Here is a 6,595-nt window from a genome sequence, read left to right as displayed (position 1 = left end):
ACAGGTAGCAGAAAAGCCATCTCCATCGATAGGAAATGGCTTCTGAACTGGGTGGAGACGAGGGGATTCGAACCCCTGACCCCCTCGATGCGAACGAGGTGCGCTACCGGGCTGCGCCACGTCCCCCGGTTTGATCCGAATCCTCGGACCGGCGATAAGGCTAGCAGGTCTACCCTGCCGAGCGCGAATCACCCCCGCCGACCGCCGGTCCGGCGTGGTACGGCTTTCCGCGTACCCGTGGGCGTGGCTGGATGGCCGGGCCTCGCGTCGCGGGACGGTAGGAGATGACCGGACCGCCGACAGCGCGGGGCAGGTCTTGCTGGCCTGCTTGCGCGGCTTCGAGGGCCGCGCGCTGACGGATGAGTTCTTCCTGGAGGAGGCGCGCGGCCTCGCGCCGGGCGGCGGCGCGGCGGCGCTGGGCGCGACGGACCTCGGCCTGCTGGTCGGCGAGCCAGCGGGCTTCGGCTTCCTCGGCGCGGCGGCGGCGCTGGGTCTGGAGCGCGCGGCTGCGGAGGTGCCCGACGTACGCGACCATCAGCGTGACGCTGGCAGCGACGCCGATCCAGAAGCCGGGGCCGACGGCGAAGACGCCGACGAGTTCGACGGCGTTGAAGAGGGTGAGCGCAGCCAGGACCCGGCGGCGGCGGTAGACGGCGGGCTTGAGGCGGCTGCGACCGCCGGTCGCGTCACGCAGTGTGTACGGGACGGCCGAGCGCGGTACCACGGTCAGGGTCGGGCGACGGGACGACGCCCGGGGGCCGGAGCGGGCCGGGGCCGACACCGGGATGCCGCTGACCACGGGGACGGCGGACACCGGGAGATAGTCGATCGGGACCGACGGGATGAAGGTCCGCGGCGGGTTGACCGGGCGGCGTCCTGGCACAGTGCGCTGGCGCCGGTTCCTCGACAGGACCCGCGCCGTCGACAGCGCCCGCTCCGCCACCAGCCGCTCGGTGGCGTCGTACCGGCGCACGAGCGCCGGCGCCAGGGCGAGCAGCCCGGCCGCGGTGAGGACGGCGAGGAGCACCGAGGTCGGCACCCTCACCCCTCCCGTCACTCTCGGTTCGAGGCCTGGCGGCGGCCCCGCGATCAGATAGATCGTTTACCGAGGGTAAGCGCGAGATGCCGGTGTGGGCGGCAGGCTCGCCGACACGCGCGAGATCACCCCGACGCGCGGCACGTCGATCAAGGGCCCAAGGGATTGATCATGATGGTACGCACACGACGCGCCGGTCGATCATGGCGTTAAGTCCATGATCAACGCGACAGCACGGGTTACTGGGGTGGGGTGGAGCGGAGGCGGTGCCACCGTCGCAGCAGGCCCCCGTCGCCCACGATGTCTTCGACGGTCACGGCGTACCCGATGTGGTCGCGCCAAGCGCCGTCGATGAACATGTAATGCGGGTGGTACGCCTCTTCGCGGATCTCCAGCTTCTCGACGACCCGGCGGCTGGCCTTGTTCTCCGGCCGGATGTTGATCTCCACTCGGTGCAGCCCGGCGGCGTTGAAGGCGTGGTCGACGACGAGGGCCAGCGCGGTCGGCATGATGCCCTGCCCGGCGGCCCGGGAGTCGATCCAATAGCCGCAGTACGCCGACGCGAACGCCCGTCGCACGATGTTGCCGAGGTTGATGTGGCCGACGAACCGCTCGGGTCCGCCTTCGGGCGGGCGCAGGCAGATGGCGAAGGGCATCGCCTCGCCTTCCTTGGCCGCCGCGCGCAGCCCCTTGTAGACCTGCTTGAACGCCGCCGTCGAGTTCATCTGCGCCCACGGCCCGATCGGCGTGGCCTCCCAGGGTGCCAGCCAGCGCTGGTTGAGCTGGCGTACCTCGGACCAGGCCTGCGCGTCGGAACGCAGGTAGGGGCGCAGCAACACCGGCCCGTCGCTGAGCACGGCCGGGTACCCGAAGGCTCTGTTCATCGTCGCCTGTCCAGCAGCAGCACATCCACGGTGGACCCGGCGGGGGCGGTCGTCACCCGCTCGCCGAGGACCAGCAGGCCGTTCGCCTCGGCCAACCCCGCCAGCGTACGCGTTCCGCCCGCCAAAGGCTGCACTGTGTATCCGCCTCCTCGACGCTCCGCGACGAGCGCAGGCCGGAACTCCCGGAGCCCGGTCGGGGAGGTCACGGTCTCGAGGAGGTGCGCGCGCACGGACGGGCGGAACACCGGTTCAGCCCCGGCGAGCAGCTGGATCGCCGGGCGGGCGAGGACTTCGAAGCCGATCAGCGCCGATCCGGGATCGCCCGGGAGGCAGATGATCGGGACCTCCTCGGCCGACCCGTAGGTGCCGAAGCCGAGGACCGAACTGGGATAGAGGGAGACCTCCGTGAAGGTGACGCTGCCGGCGCGGCCGCCGTCCCGGCGGGACAGGATGCGCCGGACCATGTCGCCCGGTCCGGTCCCGGTGCCGCCGGTGGTGATGATGAGGTCCGCCCGCAGGGTCTGGTCCTCCAGGAGGCCGCGCAGCCCTTCCGGGTCGTCGTCGCAGATCCCCACCCGGTACGCGTGCGCGCCCGCCTCGGCGGCGGCTGCGGTCAGGGCGTGCGAGTTGACGTCGACGACCTGACCGGGCTGGCTGACCCGGCCTGCTTCGACGAGTTCGTCGCCGGTCGCCACGATGACGACTCGGGGCGTCGGGCGTACGACGACGTGGCCGATGCCGCTGGCGGCCAGGACGGCCACCAATGCCGGGGTGACGACGGCGCCCGACCGGGCGAGGAGGTCTCCTGCCCCGATCTCCTCGCCCGCTCGGCGTACGCCGTAACCGCGTTTGGGCAGCCGCTGGATCTCGACGGCGGCCATCCCCTGGTCGGTCCAGTCGACCGGGACGACGACGTCCGCCCCGATGGGCATCGGCGCCCCGGCCGCCACCGAGAAGCAACTCTGCGGGGTGAGCCGCACCGGACGCCAGCTCGACGCGGAGAGGTCGCCGATGACGTTGAGCCGCACCGGACGACCCGGTCCCGGCGGCAGGAGATCCTCCGCGCGGGCGGCGTACCCGTCGATCCCGGCCGAGTCGAAGGCCGGGTACGGGTGCGGCGCCAGGACGTTCTCGGCCAGCACGTTGCCGTGGGCCTGGGTCAGGTCGAGGTCGAGCGCCGGCAGCGCCCTGAGCCTGCGCAGCACGCTGCCCAGGTAGTCGGCGAGGGGCGTCAGCTCTGAAGCCGACGCCGACTCGAACTCGGCCGTTGCGGTCATCTCCGTGTCATCCAGTCGATCTCCGCCGGTCAGGCTCCCCCGGCCGAAGTGCCCGCCGCGGGAGAGGAGCCGGCGAGGTAGTCCACGAGCCACTCCCGGAATGCCGGCCCGAGGTCCTCCCGCTCGCACGCGAGCTGCACCGTCGCCTGGAGGTACCCCAGCGGAATGCCGGTGTCGTAGCGATGTCCCCGATAGACGATCCCGTGGACCGGGGTGCCCTCGTCGAGCAGGATCGCCATCGCGTCGGTCAGCTGGATCTCGCCGCCGCTGCCGGGCTTGGTCCGGCGGATGGCGTCGAAGATGGTGAACGGCAGCACGTAGCGGCCGACGACGGCCAGATTGCTGGGCGCGTCCTCGACCTTCGGCTTCTCGACCAGCCCGGTCACCTTCACCACAGGTCCAGCGTCGCTGATCGCGTCGAGCTCGGCTGTCACCTGCTCGACGGATGCGATGCCGTATCGGTCGACCTGATCGTCGGGCACCTCGATGAAGGCCAGCACGATGCCGCCGGTCTTGGCCTGGAGTTCCAGCATGGACGGCAGCAGCGGCCGCTCCTCCTCGCAGAACTCGTCGGCGAGCAGGACGGCGAAGGGTTCGCCGCCGACGTGCAGTTCGGCGTACGAGACGGCGTGGCCCAGCCCCAGCGGCTCACCCTGCCGGCAGGTGTAGATCTCGGCGAGCTCCGACGTACGCCGCACCGCGTTCAGTCGTTGGGTGTCGCCCTTGGCTTCCAGCCGCTGTTCCAGGTAGGGGTTCCGGTCGAAGTGGTCGACCATGCTCGTCTTGCCCCGCCCGGTGACCAGCAGGATGTCCTTGATCTCGGCGTGTGCCGCCTCCTCCACGATGTATTGCAGAACCGGCCGGTCCACCACCGGCAGCAATTCCTTCGGTACGGCCTTCGTCGCGGGCAGAAATCGGGTTGCCAGCCCAGCGGCGGGGATGACAGCCTTTGTGGCACGCCGGGTGCCACCCTCGGCGACGCCTGCCGCCGTCGGCGCGGTCACCACGTCGCCTGCTGGGTTGGGGGTGTGTCCGAGCATGTGGCGAGACTATCGGCCGTTGACCTGTCGAGGGGGATGCGGACCGCTCGACGCGCCGCGTGTGGTCAATTCCGTCACTGTCGCGCTCTCGCCCTGATCGCCTGCGACACTGCTGCCTGCGGCCGCTCCGCCCGAGCCCGCGCCACCGCCGCCCGCAGCTGCCGGAGACGGCTGGGTGGGCGGGTCGAGCAGCGAAGACGGCGGCACCGACGCGACTCCCGGGGAGAACGCGGTCCTATGCCGATCCCGCCCGGCTGCTTTGGCGGCATACAGGGCGTCGTCGGCCGCCTGCAGCACCGCAGACCCGGTCGCGCCGTGCTCCGGGAAGACGGCGATGCCGATGGAGACGGTGACGTCCACCCGTCCGCGCGGCAACAACACCGGCTGCGTACGCATGGAGGCGCACAACCGATCCGCGACGGCCACTCCGCCGGCGAGGTCGGTCTCGGGCAGCAGGACGACGAATTCTTCGCCGCCGTGCCGAAACGCCAGGTCGACCTCGCGGATCTCGGCGCGTACGCGGCGCGCGAACTCGGCGAGCACGATGTCCCCGGCGGCGTGCCCGTAGGAGTCGTTGATCTCCTTGAACCGGTCGAGGTCCAGCGCCAGTACGCAGAGCCGCCGGCCGAACCGGTGCGCCCGGTCGGCCTCACGGCGTAGGCAGTCCAGCATGGAACGGTAGTTGAGCAGCCCGGTCAGGGAGTCGGTGACCGACAGGCGCTGGGCCTCCTCGTGCACCCGGACGTTGTCGACGGCGACCGAGGCCTGCCCGGCGAACGTCCGAAGGGTGTCGAGGTCGCCGTCGTCGAACTCGTCCCGGCCGACCCGGTCGTAGACGGCCAGGACGCCCTGCGCGGCGGGCAGCCCGGCCGGCCACAGGCCGACCGGCCTGGCGTCGACCTGAGGCAGGTCGGCCGAGCCGGCCGAACCACCCGAGTCGGCGGCGGGTCCGGAAGCGGGGTCGGCGGCGACGATGGCCACGGAGGCGGCAGACGGAAGCGGCCCGCCCAGGGTGAACGGCACGACGACATAGGACTTGCAGCGCGGTTCCGCCGCGAGCAGCACCGGGCCGTCGCGGTCGGTCCGCCCCCGGACCGGTACGCCGGTCGCCGCGACCGAGCCGAGCAGTCCCTCGCCGATCGGGACCCGGATCGGGACCGCCGGATCGAGTCCTTCGGCGCATTGGCCGGTCAGCAGTCCGGTCGCCGGGTCGATGAGGAGCACCACCCCGGCGCGGGCGCCGGCGGCGTGCCGGGCGGTCTGGAGGATCACCTGCAGAATGCGGTGGAGGTCGTGCGTACTGGAGAGGGTGTCGCCGAGCACGCCCAGCTGGCCTCGCAACTGGTCCCGGCTGGCCGTCAGCGCATCTACATAGGACTCAAGTTCGCCGGTCATCCGGTTGAACGCCGAGGCGACCTGGCCGATCTCGTCGTTGCCCCGCACCGGTACGCGAGCCTGCAGGTCGCCGTCGGCGACCCGGTCGACGGCGGTCACCAGGTTGGCCAGCGGGGCCGTCGTCGTGCGGGCCAGCCACCACGCCACCAGGACGGCAGCGGCCGCGGTGATGAGCACGATCGCGGCGAGCATCGCATAGCGGGCGTACGCGTCCGGCTCGGGAACCGACAGCGTCAACGGCAGCGGCAGTCCGTCCCCAGCGCCGAGGACCCGGTTGAACGGGCCGGAGGCGACCGGCGCCGTCGTCGTCTGCGACCGCGGCAACGCCTCGAAGTCGTCGGCTGGATCGGTCACCTCGGGCGAATCCCCGAACGCGTGGAAGAAGGAACCCGGCCGCAGCTCGACGTCCACCCCGATGGCGTCGCTGAGCCGGTTCAGGAACGCCCGGTCGACGGTCTGCGCGGCGTACACGGAGCCGACGGTCTGCCCGCCGGTCACCAGGTCGACCCGGGCCGCCAGACCCTCATAACTGGCCGGGCCGATGTCGCTCGCCGACCCCGGCGGGCAGTCGGCCCACGGCGGTGGAGGCGCGCCCGGCGTCGTGATCCCGGCGAAGTCCGCCTCGCCGCCCGTCTCGATGTGCACCCCGGTCGCCAGACCACGGGCCACATATCCCTGGGCCACGGCCGCGCGATCGGGCGCGGGGGCGGCCGCTACCGCTTGCGCCACCGCGCCGAGCTGCCCGCACAACGCGGTCACGCTGGTGCGTACGGCGGTCGCCGCCACCGAGAGCCGCTGGGCGGCCTGGTCACGCGCGACGGAGGTCAGCGCGCCGCCCGCGACCAGCGCGCCGACCACCACCGGTGCCAGCACCGTGGCAAGGAAGGCGCTGGTCAGCCGGGTACGCAGGGTCACCGCTCACTCCGTTGTCCGTAGAATTGCTGCATCGCGGGTGCGATGCTT

Annotated in this window: 5 protein-coding genes and 1 tRNA gene; all 6 read right to left on the bottom strand. The window is 71.9% G+C overall.

Going from position 1 to position 6,595, the window contains the following annotated elements:
- Positions 1-52: 52 nt before the first annotated feature.
- The 6 genes from AB0M47_RS15045 to AB0M47_RS15020 all read right to left on the bottom strand — a co-directional run bounded on the left by AB0M47_RS15045 (position 53) and on the right by AB0M47_RS15020 (position 6,547).
- Positions 53-126, bottom strand: a tRNA-Ala gene (locus AB0M47_RS15045).
- 43 nt (positions 127-169) lie between these two features.
- Positions 170-1,045 (bottom strand): hypothetical protein, encoded by an 876-nt coding sequence (locus tag AB0M47_RS15040; RefSeq protein WP_363413054.1) that lies wholly within the window; start codon positions 1,043-1,045, stop codon positions 170-172.
- A 230-nt stretch (positions 1,046-1,275) separates the two neighbouring features.
- The gene (locus AB0M47_RS15035) at positions 1,276-1,920 is read right to left on the bottom strand and encodes a GNAT family protein (protein ID WP_363413052.1); all 645 of its coding nucleotides are present in this window, start codon (positions 1,918-1,920) and stop codon (positions 1,276-1,278) included.
- A complete protein-coding gene (gene glp / locus AB0M47_RS15030) occupies positions 1,917-3,197 on the bottom strand; it encodes a gephyrin-like molybdotransferase Glp (protein WP_363413050.1) in 1,281 nt (426 codons plus the stop codon). The genes AB0M47_RS15035 and glp overlap by 4 nt, the downstream gene beginning before the upstream one ends.
- Before the next feature lie 29 nt (positions 3,198-3,226).
- Positions 3,227-4,237, bottom strand: a complete 1,011-nt coding sequence (locus AB0M47_RS15025; protein WP_363413048.1) for a UTP--glucose-1-phosphate uridylyltransferase — start codon at positions 4,235-4,237, stop codon at positions 3,227-3,229.
- Between the two features lie 9 nt (positions 4,238-4,246).
- Positions 4,247-6,547 (bottom strand): diguanylate cyclase, encoded by a 2,301-nt coding sequence (locus AB0M47_RS15020; protein WP_363413046.1) that lies wholly within the window; start codon positions 6,545-6,547, stop codon positions 4,247-4,249.
- Positions 6,548-6,595 lie beyond the last annotated feature (48 nt).

The organism is Hamadaea sp. NPDC051192, from assembly GCF_040682475.1.
Classification (GTDB): Bacteria; Actinomycetota; Actinomycetes; order Mycobacteriales; family Micromonosporaceae; genus Hamadaea; species Hamadaea flava.
This window is presented reverse-complemented; position numbering and strand designations above follow the sequence as displayed.